Source organism: Rathayibacter sp. AY1F4, assembly GCF_002931775.1.
In the GTDB taxonomy this organism is placed as follows: domain Bacteria; phylum Actinomycetota; class Actinomycetes; order Actinomycetales; family Microbacteriaceae; genus Rathayibacter.
The window spans coordinates 50755-66818 of sequence record NZ_PSVE01000014.1 but is presented as its reverse complement, the minus strand read 5'-3'; the positions used below and the strand labels follow the sequence as shown (position 1 = coordinate 66818).

Sequence of the window (16064 nt, the reverse complement as noted above, 5' to 3'; positions counted from 1 at the left end):
CCGGCGGCCGTGTCCGCGGCTGCTGTGGGGTCGACGACCGGATGGCGGAGGCGGACGCGCCTGTGCTCGTCTGCTCGGCGACGTCCCGCCGTGAAGGGTGATGCGTCAGCTGATCCCGCCCTGGTCATCGGAGGATCAGGGCGCCGATCTCGCCGATCAGGGCGGCGGGGCCGGAACCGACTCCGGTCCTCCTCGGACGGGGGCGGCGAAGTCGTCGCACGGCTGAGGGCCCGACCGCGGCCGGGGAGTGGAGTGGTATCGCCCGTACGCACGGAGGCGATCCGATTGACTCCGCTATCTCTACATAGGTAGCGTCGCTTCTGTGCAGCCACTCCCTCGCCTCACGTCCGCCACCGCGGACGTCCTCCGGACCCTCCTCGATGCCGACGGCCCGACCTGGGGCATGGTCGTGATCAAGGCCACCGGGCGACCGGCGGGCAGCGTCTACCCGATCCTGGAGCGGCTCGAGGGAGCGGGCTGGGTGGTCTCGGAGTGGGAGGCCGCGAGCGAGCGGAGCGGCCCGCGTCGCCGGCTCTACGAGCTGACCGCGGAGGGCGCCCCGGCAGCCCTGGCCGCCGTCGAGCGGATGCGGTCGACCGCGCGGACGGCGCCGCGAGCGGCGGAGGCGACCGCATGAGCGCGCTCCTGCGGCTCCTGTCGCTGCTGCTGCCCCCGCTCGCCCGCGAGCGCTACCTCGAGGAGTGGCGGGCCGACCTGGCCGGGGCCGCCGAGCTGGGACTGCGCCGGCGCGGCGTCGTCCTCGGAGCGCTCGCCCTGCTGGTGAGCGTCGACCGCGACCTGCCCGCGCACACCGGCGAGGCGCGGGGCACGCTCCCGCGCCGCCTCGCCCGCCGCGGACTCGCGCTCTTCGCCGCGGCCGCGCTGATGCTGAGCGGCATCGCGCTGACCGGCGGCGGGATCGTCCCCGAGCCGGGTGCCGCCTCCGACACCGCCCTGGCCGCCGTCGGCGCCGTGCAGACCGCGGTGCTCGTCGCCGCCGTCGCGGTCGCGGTCCTCGGCGCGATCCACCTCCTCGGCGCCGCGGCGTCGGCCCGCACGGTGCTCGCGCGGATCTCCCTGGTCGCGGCCGTCGTCGGCCCGGTGCTCACCGCGGCCGGCCTCCTCCTCCCCGGACCCCTCGCCCTCGTCGGCCTGCCCGTCTCCCTCGCCGGACTCGTCTGCGGGGCGATCGTCCTCGGCGGCTCGCGGACCATCGCCCTCGCACCGCGGACGGCGACCCGCGCTCAGCGCCTCCCCGTCGCCCTCGCGGGCCTCGCGCTCGTGGCGAGCGTCACGGTGGTGGGCGCCGTCGATCTGCTGGTCTGGAATCCCCAGGCGAAGGTCCCGGGCGTGGCCCTGGCGGAGATCTACGCGACCATGTCCGAGCGCGACGGCTTCGAGTTCGGCTCCCACGCGATCTGGGTCACCGGGTGGGCCGCGTTCTGGACGGCCGCCGCGATCGTCGTGACGGCCGGCGCCCTCGTCGGCCGGAGGTCGCCGCTCACTCCGCGGCGGATCGCGGTGCTCATGCTCGCCCTGGTCGCCGGCGCCGTCGTCTTCCGCTTCTTCGCCGGGTTCGGCTTCGGGATGTCGGTCGCCGACACCTTCGTCACGTCCGGCGGCGACGGCTCCCTGGTCTCGGCGATCCTGCCGCCGCTCGGACAGCTCGCGCTCGCCGGCGCCGCGATCGCGGTGGGCTGGGCGCCCCGGGTCGCCCGGCCGACGGCGGCCTCCGCGGCCTGACAGTGCTCGTGCCGGAGGAGGGCTTCGCCCGGGCGGCTCGAGATGCGCGAGAACGGGGCTGCCTGCCGACGTACTTCCCTTCGTGGTGAACACGGACGGCCCGTTCCGGCGCGGCTGAGCGCCCGCCGACCTACTCCAGCCGGCGCAGGAAGCGGGCCGGCTGGTCGAGGAAGCCGCGCCAGGTCCGCACCAGGTCGAGGTCGTCGTAGCGGCAGGGGCGCAGGCCCGTCTCGTCGAGCTCGTAGAGGTCGGCTCCGGGGAGGGCCGCGAGGATCGGCGAGTGCGTGGAGAGGACGACCTGCGAGCCGCCGGCGACCAGATCGCGCAGCTGCCCGATCAGGGCGAGGCAGCCCGACACCGAGAGGGCCGACTCCGGCTCGTCGAGGAGCCACAGCCCGCTGATCCGGGAGCGGTTCGCCACGATGTCGAGGAACGACTCGCCGTGGCTCCGCTCGTGGTACCCGCCGTCGATCCCCACCTCCTCCAGGTAGCTGAAGAAGCCGTGCATCGTCTCGGCGCGGAGGAAGAAGCCGCGCTTGGACGCCCCGGCCCCGCGGACCAGCTGGAGGTGCTCGGCCAGGTCCGACTCCGAGGCGCGGGAGGAGTGCATCGCACCCGTGGATCCGCCCTCCGCGTTCAGCCCGTAGGCGAGGGCGACCGCCTCGAGCAGCGTCGACTTGCCCGAGCCGTTCTCGCCGGTGATCACCGTCACCTGGCCGAGATCCCAGCCCTCGGCCAGCACCTGCCGCACCGGCGCGAGCGTCGCGGGCCACAGCGCGAGGTCGGCGGGGTGCTCGGGTCGGGCCTGCACGCGGCGCACCGGGAGGGTCGAGAACACCCGGTCAGTCAAGCAGGTCGACGCTCCAGCCGGCCTCGGCCAGCGCGCGGGCCGTGTCGGCGCGGGGCGAGTAGGGGAGGTCGTCGGCGCCGACCACGCGGTAGTCGGTGTCGCCGGGGCCGACCCAGAGGACGGAGTCGGACGGGCCGGCCCGGTGCAGCGCGGCGCGGACGGCGTCGGCCGGCTCCGCGATCTCGAGCACCTCGCAGCGCTCGACGCGGCGGGCGCCGTCGACCAGGGCGCGGCGGATCCGCGCGGGGTCCTCGAAGCGCGGGTGGTGGTCGATGACGATCACCAGGTCGGCGCGCTCGGCAGCGGCCCGGCCCATGGGCGCGTGCTTGCTCGGGTCGCGGTCGCCGTCGGCGCCGAGGAGGACGAGCACACGGCCGGGCGTCACCTCGCGGAGGGCGTCGACGGTGCGCGCGACCGAGTCGGGCGTGTGCGAGAAGTCGAGGAACACCCGCGGCCCGTCGGCGCCGGACACGAGCAGCGTCCGCCCGGGCCCGGTGACGTCGATCCCGGAGACGACCGCATCGGCCACCCGGTCGCGCGCGTGGCCCGCCTGGATCAGCATCACCAGCGCGAGGGCCGCGTTCGAGGCCATGTGGCGTCCGAGGAGCGGGACGGAGGTGATCGTCGACCAGCCGTCGCGGGCGGTGAGTCGGAAGCGGGTGCGGTCGACCGCGGTCTCGAGCACGTCGATCCGCCAGTCGGCTCCGTCCCCGGCCGAGAGCGTGACGACCGGGACGGAGGCCTCGCGGGCGACCCGGCACCCCGCCTCGGTGTCGACGACCACGACGCCGCGCCGGCTCCGCTCGGGCGTGAACAGGCGTTGCTTGGCGCGGAGGTACTCGTCCAGGTCGCCGAAGTCGTCGAGGTGGTCGTGGCTGAGGTTGGTGAACCCGGCGACGTCGAGCACGATCCCCTCCATCCGGGAGCGCACGAGCGCCTGGGCGCTGACCTCGATGGCCGCCGCCTCGACGCCGTCCTCCGCCATCCGGGCCAGGAGCGCGTGCAGCTCGGAGGCCTCGGGCGTGGTGAGGCGGCTGGCGACGACGTGGTCGGCGCTGCGGCGCTCGGCGGTGGAGCTCAGCCCCGAGACGACGCCCAGCTGCCGGAGCATCGCGTCGAGGAGGTGCACGGTGCTGGTCTTGCCGTTGGTGCCGGTCACGCCGAGGAGCACCGGTCCGCTCCTCGTGCCGTACACCTGCGCGGCGACCGGGCCGAGCGCGGTGCGGGGGTCGTCGCTGAGGAGGACGGGCAGTCCGGAGGCGCGCGCCTCGTCGAGCCCGCCCGCGTCGGTGAGCACGGCGACCGCTCCTGCCGCCGCCGCGTCGGCCGCGAACCGGGCCCCGTGGCTCCTCCTCCCGGGGAGCGCGGCGAAGAGGGCGCCGGGGCCCGCTTCGGTGTGCGCGACGGTCACTGCGGTGATGCGGACGTCGGAGCCGTCGCCGTGGAGGCGGAGCCGATCGCTCGCGAGGTCGGCGAGCGCGACACCGGCGGCATGGAGCGGTTCGAGGAGCCGGAACACCGGCATGCGGGCCTCCTGCGGGGCGGGCGGGGCGGTGTCGCCGAGGGCCCGCGGGCGCCGCCGGGCGACCGGAGTGGAGGACCGAGAGGCCCAGGCCTCAGCCTGCGCGCCGCTCCCCCCGATCGGGGAGGCCCTTGCCACCGCCCGCCCTGGACGCTGCCCGCCTCCGCCTACTGCCGCGAGAACGCCTCCTGGTACAGCGCCGCCAGCTCGGGGGAGCTCTCACCGCTGAGGCCGCAGGTCAGGATCGTGTCGCCGTCGGCCGCGACCAGGTAGTCGACCCCGGTCTCGAACACGATCGGGGCACCGTCCACCGCCGTCTCCCTGCCCTGGGTCACCGTGACGCCGTCGCCGACCTCGCCCGCGTAGCGCTCGAGCACGTGCAGGGTGACGGTGCTCCCGTCGATCGAGCGGACCTCGGCCCGGAACGCGAGCTGAGCGGGGGCCAGCGCGGCGGCCGTCACCGGCGAGCACGCGGCCATCGGCCCGCCCGTGCTCGGCAGGATCAGCGTCGAGGTGCTGCCCCCGCCCACGCCGAGCGCGAAGGGCAGCAGGAGGGAGGCGGCGGCCCCGGCGCTCAGCGCGCCGACTCCCACGATCAGCCAGGGGGAGCGGCGGCGGGAGTGGACCGTCCGCGTGCCCTCGCCCGTCGCGGCGGCGATCTGCTCGGCGAGCTCGTCGCGGTCGAGCGCGGGGAGGCTCCGCGCAGGGTCGACCGTGCGGAGGAGGCGGCGGACGTCCTCGTCGTCGGTTCCGGTCATCGGAGTCCCCCTTCGGGCGCGTGCGGGTCGGTGGAGTCGTAGAGCTCGGCGAAGCGGCGCCGCGCGCGGTGCAGGCGGATCGAGACGGCGTTCGCCGTGACTCCGAGGACCGCGGCGATCCCGCGGACGTCGAGCTCCTCCCACGCCCAGAGGCGCAGCAGCTCGGCGTCCTGCTCGCGCATCCGGGCGAGCACGAGGCGCACGGTCTCCTCCGCGCCCGACGCCTCGCCTTCGTCGATCTGCACCTGGGGCGGATCGACGACCGCGATCCGCTGGGCGAGCATGACCTGGCGGCGCTGCATCCGCCGGGCGTTCTGCAGCTGGAGCCGGGCGACGCCGATCGCCCACGGCACCGGGTCGTCCTCGGGCACGTCGGCGCTGCGGCGCCAGAGCACCGAGAGGGTCGCGGCGAGCACGTCGTCGGCGGTGGCGGAGTCGGTGCGCCGCCAGAGGTAGCGGCGGACGGGATCGGCGACCGCGGCGGCGACCGCGGCGAACCGGTCGGGACCCGCGAGGGGAGCTGGCATGTGCCTCATGCTCCCTCCTGTCCGGGATCGGCGCACATCTTTCACCGGCGCGCCGAGCGGGACTCCGCGCTCTCCCAGCACCGAAGGAGTGCGGGTCGGCGCTCAACGCCGCGAGGCGCCCACGAACTCCAGCCAGCCGGCCACGAACGGCTCGATGTCGTCCACCTCGTTCAACGCGAGAGCGTCCAGATCGACTCCGCGGCACTCGAGCGTGAGGACGTGCCCCCGCACCCAGGCGGCCGCGCGCACCGCGCCGGCTCCCTCCCAGACCTCGAAGGGCTCCGGAGCCCCGTCGACCGGGATCTCCGCGATCCGCGTGGGAGCGGGCAGCGCCTCCGGCTGCACGAACGAGACGGGCGCCTCCTCCCGGCAGCAGAGCAGCGCGACGTCGTGACGCGGATCGCCGAGGGTCGTGCGGATCTCGACGGAGGGCCCCGGCCCGCCCGGGACCGCGTCGTCGGCGAGGAACGAGAGCCCCCGCGGGCCGCCCGTCAGCGTCCACTCCGCCAGCAGCCGCGGACCGCTCCAGCCCGAGACCGCCCAGAGCGGGAGGTCGCCGAACGACCCGCGGATCCGCGCGACCCGCTCGGCGAGGTGCGCGGAGAACTCCTCCTCGCCGAGACGCCGCGCTCCGTCCATGGCCCGATCGTAGGTCGGGTGCCGCGGCACGGCCAGACCCCTCGCTACTGTGAACGTCGACCCCCGCCTCCCTTCCCCGCCGAGGAGCCCCATGCCCATCTGGACCCTGCACGGAGACGGCCGCACCGTCGAGCCCGGCGCCGTCGTCGCCCCCGGCGAGCGGCTCGCCTGGCCGGCCACGATCGCCATCGGAATCCAGCACGTCGTCGCCATGTTCGGAGCGACGTTCCTCGTGCCCGTGCTCACCGGGTTCCCGGTCGCCACGACCTTGCTCTTCTCCGGAGTCGGGACGCTGCTGTTCCTCCTGATCACGCGCAACCGGCTCCCCAGCTACCTCGGCTCGAGCTTCGCGTTCATCGCGCCCGTCACGGCCGCGACCGCCGTCGGAGGGACGGGGTCGGCGCTCGCCGGAGTCGTCGCCGTGGGCCTCCTCCTGGCCGCCGTCGGCGTCCTCGTGCAGGTCGTCGGCCTCGGCTGGATCGACAGGCTGATGCCGCCGGTCGTCGCCGGCGCGATCGTCGCCCTGATCGGGTTCAACCTGGCTCCGACCGCGTACCTCAGCTTCAAGCAGGCGCCGATCACCGGGACGATCACGCTCGCCGCGATCATCCTGTCGAGCGTGTTCCTCCGCGGCTTCCTCGGCCGCGTCTCGATCTTCCTCGGCGTGGTCATCGGCTACGTCGTCGCCCTGCTGCGGAACGAGATCGACTACTCCGCGGTCGGTGCGGCCGACTGGTTCGGGCTGCCGCCGTTCACCTTCCCCGACTTCGCCTCCGGATCCACGTGGTCGGGCATCGCGATGTTCCTGCCGGTCGTGCTCGTCCTCATCGCCGAGAACGTCGGACACGTCCGCGGCGTCGCGACGATGACCGACGCCTCCGCCAACGCCAGCACCGGCCGGGCTCTGATCGCGGACGGCGTGGCGACCACCCTCTCCGGCGCCTTCGGCGGCTCCGGCACCACGACCTACGGTGAGAACATCGGAGTGATGGCGGCCACCCGCGTGTACTCGACGGCCGCCTACTGGGTCGCCGGCGTCACCGCGATCCTGCTCAGCCTCTCGCCCAAGGTCGGCGCCGTCTTCAACTCGATCCCGGCCGGAGTCCTGGGCGGCGCGACCACCGCGCTCTACGGCCTGATCGGCGTGATCGGCATCAAGATCTGGATCGACAACCGCGTCGACTTCTCGCGCCCGGTCAACCAGTACACCGCCGCGGTCTCCCTCGTGATCGCGATCGCCGGCTTCTCGTTCTCCTCCGGCGGCTTCGAGCTCGGCGGCATCGTCCTCGGCGCCGGCGCCGCCCTCGTGATCTACCACCTGGGCAACGCCATCGCCCGCTGGCGCCGCACCGGCGCCGACGACGGCGGCCCCCTCCCCGCCATCGGCCAGCTCGGCGGCGACCCGCAGGACCGCTGACCGCGGCCAGCTCCGTCCTGCCGCTCCCGAGACGCCGCCGTGCCGTCCGGACGCGGCCCGCCCGCGGCCGTCCCAGCGCGCACGGCGGCGGCTCGGCGCCGGCCGGAGCCGTCTCTGCTTGCGCGCCGGAGCGACGCGCCCGCTTACCACGTTCGAGGGAGTCCGCAACCCGGTGCGCTCCCAGGCGGCTCCCGCCTAACGTCGAGCGTGACGACCGCAGCAGCGGAACGCCGCACACCGAGTGAGACAGCAAGGAGCGCCACCGTGCCGCAGATCATCGAGACCGTCGACGTCAACGTCCCCGTGTCCGTCGCCTACAACCAGTGGACCCAGTTCGAGGAGTTCCCGCGCTTCCTCGACGAGGTCGAGTCGATCCAGCAGGTCACCGACACCCTCACCGTCTGGAAGGTGAAGGTCGGCCCCGTCGAGCGCGAGTTCGAGGCGAACATCACCGAGCAGCACCCCGACGAGCGCGTCGCCTGGAACAGCACCGGCGGCGAGACCGACCACGCCGGCGTCGTCACCTTCCACAAGCTCTCCGACACCGAGACCCGCGTCACCGTGCAGCTCGACTGGGAGCCGAAGGGCTTCCTCGAGACGCTCGGCTCGCTCGTCGGCGCCGGCAGCCACGCCGTGAAGAAGGACCTGAACAACTTCAAGGAGTACATCGAGAAGCAGGGCACCCCCGACGGTGCCTGGCGCGGCGACGTCGAGGCCTGAGCCGTGACCGACGCAGCCACCTCGTCCGAAGGCGAGAAGAAGGCGAACGGTCTCGGCGACGACGGGACCATCCCGCACTCCGAGGACGGGCTGGCGGTGGGGGTCTCCGGAGACTCGCACTTCAACCCCGAGGAGGACGCTCCCGAGGAGCCCTCCGAGAGCTGACGCTCTCCTCCGGGGAGCCCGACCGCTCTCCTCCGCGAGATGCCACTTGTGCACACGACACGCCGCGAGGCGTGCGCACAGGTGGCATCTCGCGGTTGAAGGCTCAGCGCCAGGCCCGGGTGTACTGCGGGGGCACCGGCAGGTCCGCGCCGAGCTCGTGCGCCATCCGCACCGGAGCATTCGGGTCGCGCAACAGCTCGCGGGCGAGCAGCACGACGTCGGCGTCGCCGTTCGCGACCACGCCCTCCGCCTGCTCCGCCGTGGTGATGAGTCCCACGGCGCCGACCAGCGCACCGGTCGCCTTCCGCAGGTCGCGCGCGAACGGCACCTGGTAGAGCGGCGCCACCGGGATGCTGGCGTGCACGAGTCCGCCGGTCGACACGTCGAAGAGGTCCACGCCCTCGGCGCGCGCCCACTCCGAGACGGTGATCGTCTCCTCCAGTGTCCAGCCGCCCTCGGCCCAGTCGGTCGCGGAGAAGCGGACGAGCAGCACGAGCTCCCCGATCTCGGCGCGGACCGCGCGGACGACCTCGAGCAGCAGGCGCGCCCGGTTCTCGAGCGAGCCGCCGTAGGAGTCCTCGCGGGTGTTCGAGAGCGGCGACAGGAACTGGTGGAGCAGGTACCCGTGCGCGGCGTGCAGCTCGATCACGTCGAAGCCGGCGTCCGCGGCGCGGCGGGCGGAGGCGCGGAACGCCTCGACGAGGCCGGGCAGCTCCTCCGCCGCCAGCTCGCGCGGCTCCGCGTAGCCCTCGAACGCGACGGCCGAGGGAGCGACGGTCGGCCAGCCGCCGTCCTCCAGCGGCACGGATCCGCGTCCGCTCCACTCGCGGTAGGTCGACGCCTTCCGGCCCGCGTGGGCGAGCTGCACGCCCGCGAGCGCGCCCTGCCCGTGCACGAAATCGACGATCGGAGCCCAGGCGTCGCGCTGCTCGTCGTTCCACAGCCCCGTGTCCCAGGGGCTGATCCGCCCCTCGGGGACGACGGCGGTGGCCTCCGCGATGATGACGCCCGATCCGCCGCGCGCGAGCCCGCCGAGGTGCACGAGGTGCCACGAGGTGGGCACGCCGTCCTGCGCCTCCACCGAGTACTGGCACATCGGCGCCGCCCAGAGGCGGTTGCGCGCGGTCCTCGAGCGGAGCGTCAGCGGCTGGAACAAGGCGGTGTCGGTCATGTCTCTCCTGTCGTGCTTCTCCGCGGAACGCCGCTTCGGTACGCGATACGCCGATGAGGGCGCACGCCGACGGCTTCTCGCGGAGGGGGTCACGTGCTCCAACCGGGAGGAGAGCCCGGCTATGCCCGGATCAGCGCGGCCAGGTCGCCCCGGGCGCGTCCTGCCAGACGGTGCTCGGCGGAGCGAGCGACTCCAGCTCCTCGAACAGCGCGTCGGGGATCTCGAGCGCGTCGTCGGCCACGAAGGAGTCGTAGTGCTCGGCGGAAGTGGCGCCGACGACCGTCGTCGTCACGCGGGGGTCGCGCGTCGAGAACTGCAGCGCGGCGGCGGCGAGCGGCACGCCCGCCCGGTCGCAGGCCGCTCCCATCGCCGCGACGGCGTCGACGATCTCGCGCGGCGCCGGCTGGTAGGCGTAGGAGGCGACCGGCTCCGGCCAGCGTGCGAGGGCGCCTCCGCCGTAGACCGCCGCGTTGACCACGATCACGCCGCGGTCGACGGACGCGTCGATCAGCTCCTCGGAGGAGCGGTCGACCAGCGTGAAGCGGTTGTGGGTGATCACAGCGTCGAACAGGCCGGTGTCGACGTAGTGGCGCAGCATCGGCGCGGGTCCGCCGGAGATCCCGATCGAGAGGGCGACGCCCGCCTCCTTCATCGCGACGAGCGCGCGGACCGGGCCGTCCTCGGCGAAGGCCTCGTCGTACGAGATGCGCTCCGGGTCGTGCAGGTAGAGCAGGGGGAGGACGTCCATCCCGAGGCGCTCGCGGCTCTCGTCGAGGCTGCGGCGCATCCGCTCGGCCGAGTAGCTGCCCGTGCTCGGGTCGCGGTCGAGCTTGGTGACCACGGTGATCCCCGCGGGGACGCCGCCGCGGGCCTGCAGGGCCTCGCCGATCAGGCGCTCGCTGTGGCCGCCGGCGTACTCGTTGGACGTGTCGACGACGGAGACGGCGCGGGTGGCGGCGTCGGAGTCGAGGACGCGCTCGAGGGCCGGCACCCGATCGAGGTCGGCGACGCGCTCGGGGCGCCAGGAGGTGCCGAGGGTCAGCCGGGTGACGGTGGCGCCGGACGGGCCGAAGGGCCGGAGGCGGGAGGACTGCGGAGTCATCCGCTCAGCCTGGCAGCGCCGGGGTCCTCCCCGCATCCCGCGGAGGATGAACGGTCAGTGGACGAGAGTGCTCAGCCCGACCACGCCGAAGCCTAGGAGCGTCGTCGCGAGCGTCCCGGCGGAGAGGTGGGCGATCCGGAGGACGGTGTCGGAGCGGAGCGGCGCGGCCGCCTCCGAGGTCGACGAGGTGTCCTGCTCGACGGGATCCATCCGCGGGGCCTTCCGCTGGGCTCGACGACCGGCGGCGGACCGGCCCGAGGCCGCCCTCACGGCGGGACGAGGGCCGGTGGTGCGGCCTAGGCTCGGCGCGTGACCGTCGATACCGCCGCCGCCGCCGACTCCTCCGCCCGCTCCGCCGTGCTCGACGCTCTCGCCACTCCGGCGCTGGTGCTCGACGAGGCGGTGCTCGACCGCGACATCGCCGCCGTCGCCGCGGCGGCCCGCGAGCGGGGCCTGGCGCTCCGCCCCCACGCGAAGACGCACAAGTCGCTCGAGATCGCCCGCCGCCAGCTCGCCGCAGGGGCCGTCGGGCTCACCGTCGCGACCGTCTCGGAGGCCGAGGTCTTCGCCGCGGGAGGGATCCGCGACCTCTTCATCGCCTACCCGCTCTGGCTCGACGCCGAGCGCGCCGGGCGGCTCCGCCACGTCCTCGCGAGCGCCCGCGTGCGGGTCGGCGTCGACTCGGCGGAGTCGGCCGAGCGCCTGGCCGCGGCCCTGCCCGAGCGCGAGAGGCTCGAGGTCGTCGTCGAGATCGACTCCGGCCACCACCGCAGCGGCGTGCTCCCCGCCGAGGCCGGCCCGATCGCCGCGGCCGCCGTCTCAGCCGGGCTCGACGTCGCCGGCGTCTTCACCTTCCCCGGCCACAGCTACGCGGCCGGCAACGGAGCGACGGCCGCCCGCGACGAGGCGCGCGGGCTCGCCGAGGCGGTCGCGTCGCTCGCGGCGTCCGGAGTCGAGGCCCGCGTGGTCAGCGGAGGCTCGACCCCCTCGGCGGCGTTCGCCGACTCCTCGGTGCTCACGGAGCTGCGCCCCGGGGTCTCGGCCCTCGGCGACGCCCAGCAGTGGGAGATCGGCACGATGGCGCCCGAGGACATCGCCGTCACCGTCCTCGCCACGATCGTGTCCCGCCGCGGCGACCACCTGATCGCCGACGCGGGCAGCAAGGTGCTCTCCTCCGACCGCGGCGCGGCCTCGAGCGGCTTCGGCCGCCTCCCGGAGCACCCGGAGGCGCGCATCCCAGTGCTCTCGGAGCACCATGCGACGATCACCGGAGTCGACCTCCCGGTGGGGACGCGCGTGCGGATCGCGCCGAACCACGTCTGCGTCGCGGTGAACCTGGCCGACGAGTACCGCGTCCTCCTCCGCGACGGCGGCGGCGCCGTCTGGCCCGTCGACGCCCGCGGGCGGAACAGCTAGGCGATCCGCGAGCGCGGGATCCGCAGGCCGAGCAGCGCGCTCGCCGCCAGCAGCACGAAGGCGGAGGCGAAGGCCGCGGTCGGCGACGCGGCATCGGCGAGGGCGCCCGCGAGCAGCGGCCCGATCACGCCGCCCAGGTCGGACGCGGCCTGGAACACCGAGACCGGCTTGCCGCCGCGCTCGCCCGCGGCGTCACCGACCAGCGCACCCGGGGCCGTGCCCATGAAGGCGGCCGCCGCTCCGTAGACGCAGAGCAGCACGACGAGCAGCCACAGCTCCGAGACGAACGGCATCGCCAGCATCGCCACCGCCGCGACGGAGAACCCGCCGATCAGCGCCGGGCGCCGGCCGACCGTGTCGACGAAGCGGCCGGCGGGCGCGAGCGCGATCGTCTGCACCACCGCGGCGATCGCGAAGGCGATGCCGGTCCAGGCGGGCTGCCCGCCGAGCCCCTCGACGACGAGCACGGGGACGAGCGTCGCGCGGACTCCCATCGCCGACCAGCCGAGGGCGAAGTTCGCCAGCACCGCGCTCTGGTACCGGCGGTCGCGGGCCACCTCGCGCAGAGGCTTCGTCCGAGCCGCGGCGGACGGTGCCGCGTCGCGCTCCGGCCGCTGCAGCAGGATCAGCCCGACGAGCCCCGCGATCGCGAGCGTGCCGGCGTAGAAGAAGAAGGGGGCCGTGAGCGAGATCGCCGTGAGCACGCCGCCCACCGCGGGGCCCGCCATGCCGCCGAGGAGGAAGCCGCCCTGGTAGAAGCCGATCGAGCGGCCGCGCCGCTCCGGGCTCGCGGTGCGCAGGAGGAGCGTCATCGCGGCGACGGAGAACATCGCGGAGCCGATGCCGCCGACTCCGCGCAGCAGGAGGAGGTGCGGGTAGTCGGAGGCGAAGCCGACCAGCGCCGAGGAGAGCGCGACGATGCCGATGCCGACGGCGAGCACGACCCGCTCGCCGAACCGGTCGACCAGCGGCCCCACGAACGGATTCGCGACCAGCCGCATCAGCGCGAACGCCGAGACGACCGCGCCGACCGCCGTGTAGTCGACGCCGAAGCTGCGCACGTAGGTCGGCAGCACCGGCACGACGACGCCGAACCCCAGCATCACGAAGAAGGCGACGACCCCCAGCACGAGCACGTCCCGCGGCAGTCGCTCGCTGTCTCGGGAACGCCACGGGAATCGCACCTGTCGACGCTACCCCTTCTCGAGGGCCCGGACCGCGCCTCGATGTGTCGAGTTCGCGCCGACCGTCCGACATCCTCTCCGCGATGAATACGGTCCCAGGACCCGGCGGATCTGCCGGCGAATGAGGAGACGTCATGAAGAGTTCTCTGTGGTTCGGGTCCGGTCTCGCTGTCGTCGCGCTGGCGCTGACGTCGGTTCTCGGGGCGCAGGTGGCCTCGGCCGCTCCGATTCAGCCGAACAAGAACTGCGAGGACGAGTTTCAAGGGGGGTGCGTGAAGTGGTACACCGGCGTCTCGACCTGCGATCACATCTTCGAGACCAGTGCCCCGGAATATCGCAAGAAGGCCTGCGCGGTCCGGGTCACGACGGGGACGATGCACATCGAGCGATGAACGATGGTGGACCGCACGACCGCCTCATCGGCGGTACTCGTATCCGTGCTGCTCCTCGTGGGCTGCACCGAGCCGGGAGGCGATCAGCAGGCCGCTCCCTGCGTCCCGCTCGAGCGCGCGTGGAACGACTACGCGCCGGAACTCGATCCCGTTCTGCGTCCACCGTTTCGCGAAGCCCTCGAGGGCTTCGACGGAAGCTCCTCGAACTCGATCGCGTCCGACGCTGCTCGTCTCGCCACGAGCAATCTGCTCTCCGCGATCTCCGGGGATCGACGAGCGAGCGAGTACTTCTGGAACGCCATGGACCTGATCGGCCGTGAGTGCGCCGAGGCGGGAGCCCCGCTGTCGTTCGACCACCACGGTGAGCAGCTGACGACGGGGAGCAGCGCCGACCACGGGCGCCCGCCCTGGGTCGTCGATCCGCCTCCTCAGTCGGAGAGCGGCACGATCGAGCCGACGATCCCGGAGTAGCTCACGTAGTAGAGGACGCCGTCGCGGTGGAGGACGCCGCGGCCGGGGTAGCTCTCGTCCGGTCCGTCGGGCCCGTCGAGGAAGCCCGGAGCCGCGGTGTCGTCGGCGGTGAACCCGTCCGCGAGGAGCGCGGCGCTCCGGTCAGGCCACTCCGCGTCCGGGACCGCCAGCTGCCCGACCACGACCGACACGTCGCCCTGGCCGCTCCACCGGCAGAGCACCCCGTCCTCGGCGATCTCCTGCACGACGGGGTAGTCGACGTCGTAGACCGTCGTCTCGGGCGAGAGGGCGAGACCGTCCTCGGCGAGCGACGCCTCCTCCTCGGCGGTGAGCAGGTCCTCGCAGGGGAGCAGGGCGGTGGCCGGGGTCGCGGTGGGCAGCGGAGTCGCGCTGCCGGCGCTCGCGGTCGGCACGGCACTGCTCGGCGTCGGAGCGCTCGAGGCCAGCGGTGGAGCGGTCGTCGGGGCCGTCCCCTCGTCGGCGCTTCCCGTGCAGCCGCTCAGCGCGAGCAGCCCCGCCCCGCAGGCGAGCAGCGCACCGGCGCCCCTCGCGGTCGTCGTCCGGATCATCGCGAGCCCCCTCGTCCGCGGCGGCCGCAGCGCCGCCCCCTCGATCCTCTCCTCCGCCCTTGTCGGCTGTCCACCGCCCCCGGCCGGCGCCGAGGCGACTACCGCTTCGGCCCCGCGCCGATCGCCCAGACCCGCGGCGGCACGGTGCCGTTGACCGCGTGGTCGCCGACGATCCGCGCCTTGAACACCCACGGATTGTGGCTCGCTGCCGTGCGCGCGTTGCGCCAGTGCCGGTCGAGGTTCTTGCGGGTGCTCACCCCGGAGGCGCCCAGCGCGTCGAAGAGGTCGGAGGTCGCCCGGGTGGCCAGTTGCGTCAGGACGATCTGGGCCTGCGCCGTCTCGAGCTCGGCGAGGTCGTTCTGCCGCTCGTCCTCGAGCGGGTCGCCGTCGAGGGCCGCGTCGTGCGCCCGCTGCAGCGCGACCGCCGCGCGCTCCACGATCGCCGCTCCCGCATAGGCGGCGGCCGAGACCTGCCCCACCACCTGCAGGATCTGCGGATCCGCCGCGAACGACTCGGCGTTCCCGTGCGAGAAGATCCGCGTCCGCGCCCGCACCTCGGCTGCGATCTCGCGCTCGGCCCCCGCGATCGAGCCCGCCAGCACGGCCAGCAGCACCGCCTGGTAGAACGCGGTCTGGTAGCGGAACCGGGTCTCGAAGTCGATCACGTCCTCGGCCGCGACCACCGCCTCCGTGAAGGTGCTCGTTCCCGAGCCGGTGGTGCGCTGGCCGAAGCCGTCCCAGTCGTCGGCGTGCTCGACGCCCGCCTGGCGAGCGTCGACGATCGCGATCACCTTCTGCCCGGTGTCGGTGCGCTGGGCGAAGGTGTCGATCCAGTCCGCGAAGACGCTGCCGGTGGAGTAGTACTTCGTGCCGGTCACCGTGAACCGCGTCGGGTCGCCCTCGACCGGAGCGACCTTCGTCTGCACATCGCCGATCGCGACCGTGCCGACCTCGGTCCAGGCGTTGCCGCCGAGCTCGCCGTCGGCGAAGCGCCGGAGCCAGCGCTCGCGGGTCCCGTCGGTCGCGAGCAGCCGGTCCTCGACCAGGGCGAAGTGGCCGCGGAGCGCCTGGGGGAGGTTGGAGTCGGCGGCGGCCAGCTCCGTCAGCAGGCGGAACAGCTGAGGGAGGCTCGCGCCGGCCCCGCCGGACTCCAGCGGCACGCGCACCGCGCCGAACCCGGCCTCCACCAGCGCTCGGATCTGCGCGACCGGCAGCTCGCGTGCGCTCTCCCGCGCCGCCGCCCCCGCCGCGATCTCGGCGAACAGCGGCCGGAACCGCCCCGCCAGCTCCTCGTAGTCCACCTCGGGCACGGCCCGCACGTCGGTCGCGGTCATCGTCGGCTCCTGTTCCGCTGCGCCCACCCCGGGCGGCTCGTGCTCGACGGTAGGGGAGGAGCCCGGTCCGCGGTCTGCCCGTGA

At 74.2% G+C, this 16064-nt stretch carries 19 protein-coding genes; 8 read left to right on the top strand and 11 right to left on the bottom strand.

The window, feature by feature from the left end; all coding sequences use genetic code 11:
• Positions 1 to 322: 322 nt before the first annotated feature.
• Positions 323 to 637 carry a PadR family transcriptional regulator gene (locus tag C5C59_RS10405; protein WP_104237814.1) on the top strand — a complete coding sequence of 105 codons (315 nt, stop codon included), beginning with the start codon at positions 323 to 325 and terminating at the stop codon, positions 635 to 637.
• Positions 634 to 1743 (top strand): hypothetical protein, encoded by a 1110-nt coding sequence (locus C5C59_RS17295; protein ID WP_181134880.1) that lies wholly within the window; start codon positions 634 to 636, stop codon positions 1741 to 1743. The genes C5C59_RS10405 and C5C59_RS17295 overlap by 4 nt, the downstream gene beginning before the upstream one ends.
• 130 nt (positions 1744 to 1873) lie before the next feature.
• On the opposite strand, the gene C5C59_RS10395 is transcribed toward C5C59_RS17295, so the two are convergent.
• The 5 genes from C5C59_RS10395 to C5C59_RS10375 all read right to left on the bottom strand — a co-directional run bounded on the left by C5C59_RS10395 (position 1874) and on the right by C5C59_RS10375 (position 6039).
• Complete coding sequence (locus C5C59_RS10395) at positions 1874 to 2581, bottom strand: AAA family ATPase (protein ID WP_258062709.1); 708 nt, start codon at positions 2579 to 2581, stop codon at positions 1874 to 1876.
• 4 nt (positions 2582 to 2585) lie between these two features.
• The gene (locus C5C59_RS10390; RefSeq protein ID WP_104237813.1) at positions 2586 to 4118 is read right to left on the bottom strand and encodes a Mur ligase family protein; all 1533 of its coding nucleotides are present in this window, start codon (positions 4116 to 4118) and stop codon (positions 2586 to 2588) included.
• A 164-nt stretch (positions 4119 to 4282) separates the two neighbouring features.
• Positions 4283 to 4873: a hypothetical protein gene (locus tag C5C59_RS10385; protein ID WP_104237812.1), complete on the bottom strand. Its 591-nt coding sequence runs from the start codon at positions 4871 to 4873 to the stop codon at positions 4283 to 4285.
• A complete protein-coding gene (locus C5C59_RS10380; protein WP_160033683.1) occupies positions 4870 to 5400 on the bottom strand; it encodes an RNA polymerase sigma factor in 531 nt (176 codons plus the stop codon). The genes C5C59_RS10385 and C5C59_RS10380 overlap by 4 nt, the downstream gene beginning before the upstream one ends.
• A 102-nt stretch (positions 5401 to 5502) precedes the next feature.
• Positions 5503 to 6039, bottom strand: coding sequence for a hypothetical protein (locus C5C59_RS10375; protein WP_104237811.1), 537 nt, complete (start codon positions 6037 to 6039; stop codon positions 5503 to 5505).
• Positions 6040 to 6130: 91 nt separating this feature from the next.
• Between C5C59_RS10375 and C5C59_RS10370 the strand changes: the two genes are divergently transcribed.
• The 3 genes from C5C59_RS10370 to C5C59_RS17290 all read left to right on the top strand — a co-directional run bounded on the left by C5C59_RS10370 (position 6131) and on the right by C5C59_RS17290 (position 8341).
• Entirely contained in the window at positions 6131 to 7456 is a 1326-nt protein-coding gene (locus C5C59_RS10370; protein WP_104225956.1) for a uracil-xanthine permease family protein, read from the top strand.
• Between the two features lie 264 nt (positions 7457 to 7720).
• Positions 7721 to 8176, top strand: coding sequence for an SRPBCC family protein (locus tag C5C59_RS10365; protein ID WP_104224157.1), 456 nt, complete (start codon positions 7721 to 7723; stop codon positions 8174 to 8176).
• Positions 8177 to 8179: 3 nt separating this feature from the next.
• Entirely contained in the window at positions 8180 to 8341 is a 162-nt protein-coding gene (locus tag C5C59_RS17290) for a hypothetical protein (protein ID WP_181134879.1), read from the top strand.
• A 103-nt stretch (positions 8342 to 8444) separates the two neighbouring features.
• Here the strand turns inward: C5C59_RS17290 and C5C59_RS10360 are convergent, their stop codons facing one another.
• The 3 genes from C5C59_RS10360 to C5C59_RS17285 all read right to left on the bottom strand — a co-directional run bounded on the left by C5C59_RS10360 (position 8445) and on the right by C5C59_RS17285 (position 10824).
• On the bottom strand, positions 8445 to 9512 hold the full coding sequence (locus C5C59_RS10360; protein ID WP_104237810.1) for an NADH:flavin oxidoreductase/NADH oxidase: 1068 nt from the start codon (positions 9510 to 9512) through the stop codon (positions 8445 to 8447).
• 130 nt (positions 9513 to 9642) lie between these two features.
• Entirely contained in the window at positions 9643 to 10614 is a 972-nt protein-coding gene (locus tag C5C59_RS10355) for an aldo/keto reductase (protein WP_181134878.1), read from the bottom strand.
• 54 nt (positions 10615 to 10668) lie between these two features.
• The gene (locus C5C59_RS17285) at positions 10669 to 10824 is read right to left on the bottom strand and encodes a hypothetical protein (protein ID WP_181133447.1); all 156 of its coding nucleotides are present in this window, start codon (positions 10822 to 10824) and stop codon (positions 10669 to 10671) included.
• A 99-nt stretch (positions 10825 to 10923) separates the two neighbouring features.
• On the opposite strand from C5C59_RS17285, the gene C5C59_RS10350 reads away from it, so the two are divergent.
• Complete coding sequence (locus C5C59_RS10350) at positions 10924 to 12030, top strand: alanine racemase (protein ID WP_258062708.1); 1107 nt, start codon at positions 10924 to 10926, stop codon at positions 12028 to 12030.
• Here the strand turns inward: C5C59_RS10350 and C5C59_RS10345 are convergent.
• Positions 12027 to 13214 (bottom strand): MFS transporter, encoded by a 1188-nt coding sequence (locus C5C59_RS10345; RefSeq protein ID WP_244229579.1) that lies wholly within the window; start codon positions 13212 to 13214, stop codon positions 12027 to 12029. The genes C5C59_RS10350 and C5C59_RS10345 overlap by 4 nt on opposite strands.
• 134 nt (positions 13215 to 13348) lie before the next feature.
• Between C5C59_RS10345 and C5C59_RS10340 the strand changes: the two genes are divergently transcribed.
• Both C5C59_RS10340 and C5C59_RS10335 read left to right on the top strand, forming a co-directional pair.
• Positions 13349 to 13606 (top strand): hypothetical protein, encoded by a 258-nt coding sequence (locus C5C59_RS10340; protein ID WP_104237808.1) that lies wholly within the window; start codon positions 13349 to 13351, stop codon positions 13604 to 13606.
• A 3-nt stretch (positions 13607 to 13609) separates the two neighbouring features.
• Positions 13610 to 14077 (top strand): hypothetical protein, encoded by a 468-nt coding sequence (locus tag C5C59_RS10335; protein ID WP_104237807.1) that lies wholly within the window; start codon positions 13610 to 13612, stop codon positions 14075 to 14077.
• Here C5C59_RS10335 and C5C59_RS10330 read toward each other — a convergent pair.
• Positions 14035 to 14646, bottom strand: a complete 612-nt coding sequence (locus C5C59_RS10330) for a hypothetical protein (protein WP_104237806.1) — start codon at positions 14644 to 14646, stop codon at positions 14035 to 14037. The two genes, C5C59_RS10335 and C5C59_RS10330, sit on opposite strands and share 43 nt — an antisense overlap.
• Positions 14647 to 14744: 98 nt before the next feature.
• Positions 14745 to 15980, bottom strand: a complete 1236-nt coding sequence (locus tag C5C59_RS10325; protein WP_104237805.1) for an acyl-CoA dehydrogenase family protein — start codon at positions 15978 to 15980, stop codon at positions 14745 to 14747.
• Between the last annotated feature and the right edge of the window lie 84 nt (positions 15981 to 16064).

Coding starts and splice junctions, on each gene's coding strand:
- C5C59_RS17295 (WP_181134880.1), top strand. CDS start 634: ATGAGCGCGCTCCTGCGGCTCCTGTCGCTGCTGCTGCCCCCGCTCGCC.
- C5C59_RS10325 (WP_104237805.1), bottom strand. CDS start 15,980: ATGACCGCGACCGACGTGCGGGCCGTGCCCGAGGTGGACTACGAGGAG.
- C5C59_RS10385 (WP_104237812.1), bottom strand. CDS start 4,873: ATGACCGGAACCGACGACGAGGACGTCCGCCGCCTCCTCCGCACGGTC.
- C5C59_RS10355 (WP_181134878.1), bottom strand. CDS start 10,614: ATGACTCCGCAGTCCTCCCGCCTCCGGCCCTTCGGCCCGTCCGGCGCC.
- C5C59_RS10375 (WP_104237811.1), bottom strand. CDS start 6,039: ATGGACGGAGCGCGGCGTCTCGGCGAGGAGGAGTTCTCCGCGCACCTC.
- C5C59_RS10340 (WP_104237808.1), top strand. CDS start 13,349: ATGAAGAGTTCTCTGTGGTTCGGGTCCGGTCTCGCTGTCGTCGCGCTG.
- C5C59_RS10330 (WP_104237806.1), bottom strand. CDS start 14,646: ATGATCCGGACGACGACCGCGAGGGGCGCCGGTGCGCTGCTCGCCTGC.
- C5C59_RS17285 (WP_181133447.1), bottom strand. CDS start 10,824: ATGGATCCCGTCGAGCAGGACACCTCGTCGACCTCGGAGGCGGCCGCG.
- C5C59_RS10370 (WP_104225956.1), top strand. CDS start 6,131: ATGCCCATCTGGACCCTGCACGGAGACGGCCGCACCGTCGAGCCCGGC.
- C5C59_RS10390 (WP_104237813.1), bottom strand. CDS start 4,118: ATGCCGGTGTTCCGGCTCCTCGAACCGCTCCATGCCGCCGGTGTCGCG.
- C5C59_RS10335 (WP_104237807.1), top strand. CDS start 13,610: ATGGTGGACCGCACGACCGCCTCATCGGCGGTACTCGTATCCGTGCTG.
- C5C59_RS10360 (WP_104237810.1), bottom strand. CDS start 9,512: ATGACCGACACCGCCTTGTTCCAGCCGCTGACGCTCCGCTCGAGGACC.
- C5C59_RS10380 (WP_160033683.1), bottom strand. CDS start 5,400: ATGCCAGCTCCCCTCGCGGGTCCCGACCGGTTCGCCGCGGTCGCCGCC.